Source organism: Bacillus cereus (assembly GCF_002564555.1).
GTDB lineage: Bacteria > Bacillota > Bacilli > Bacillales > Bacillaceae_G > Bacillus_A > Bacillus_A cereus_K.
Map to the genome: position 1 here is coordinate 1 of NZ_NUVD01000033.1, position 1,363 is coordinate 1,363.

Sequence of the window (1,363 nt, forward strand, 5' to 3'; positions counted from 1 at the left end):
TAACAAAATAAAATCCCCCCTAAAATGAAAAAATACGCTATTCTTTCTGTAGAATCATAGGAAAGGATGGCGTTTTTGTATGTCTATTTCTGTATCTGATGAATTACAACTATTTGCTCAAGAAATTCAAAACTTCTTATCTCCAAATTTCTTACGAGATCTTGCTAGAAATGTTGGTTTTGTGCAAAGAACCAGTAAGTACCAAGCAAAAGATTTAGTCGCTTTATGTGTATGGATCAGTCAAAAAGTCGCTAAAACCTCTTTAACTCATTTATGTAGCTGTTTAGAAGCATCAACNNCTACAACAAGTGTTAGCCGAACTTCTCAACCAAAAGTTATCTTCAACTAAGATGCTCACTTCTCCATACGCTTCTATTTTCAAACGTATTCGTATCCTAGATTCAACTGCCTTTCAACTTCCCGATGTATTTTCATCTGTTTATCCAGGTGCAGGAGGATGCAGCCATACAGCTGGGGTGAAGATTCAGCTTGAGTATGATTTATTAAGTGGACAGTTCCTACATATTCATACAGGCCCAGGTAAACAACATGATCGAACCTATGGTTCTCTATGTGCCCCAACTGTGACAGCGAATGATTTATGTATCCGTGATTTAGGTTATTTTCACTTGAAAGATCTTCAATATATACAAGATAAAGAGGCTTACTATATCTCTCGTATTAAATCCAATACACGTATTTATCAAAAAAATCCCACTCCTGATTATTTTCAAGATGGAAGAATCAAGAAAGGTACAGAGTATATACAGATAGATATGGAGGTCTTAATGAACTCTCTTCAACCAGGACAAACATGTGAAATATCCAACGCTTATGTAGGAATGACTGATAAAGTACCAACCCGTGTGATTGTTCATCGACTAACCAAAGAACAACAACAAAAACGATTACAAGATCAAACTGTAAGAGAAAAAAAGAAAGGAATGAAGTATTCTACTCGTAGTAAACGACTCAGTGGCATCAATGTATATATGACAAACACACCTACAGACATTGTCCCGATGGGACAAGTGCATGATTGGTATTCTTTACGCTGGCAAATCGAAATTTTATTTAAAACGTGGAAGTCATTCTTTCAAATTCATCAGTGTAAAAAGATAAAACCAGAAAGATGGGAGTGCCATTTGTATGGACAATTGATTGCCATTCTACTCTGTTCTTCTATCATGTTTCAAATGCGGCAATTACTTCTTATGAAAAAGAAACGAGAACTGAGTGAGTATAAGGCCATATATATGATTAGAGATTATTTTCTTCTTCTTTTCCAAGCTATACAGAAAAACACCCAAGAACTATCAAAGGTTCTATATCGCCTATTCAATCTTCTACAGCAAAACGGGCG

At 35.6% G+C, this 1,363-nt stretch carries 1 pseudogene; it reads left to right on the top strand.

From position 1 onward, the window contains the following. Nucleotides 1-79: 79 nt before the first annotated feature. Nucleotides 80-1,363: pseudogene (locus tag COI75_RS16880) on the top strand (IS4 family transposase); the annotation flags it as partial.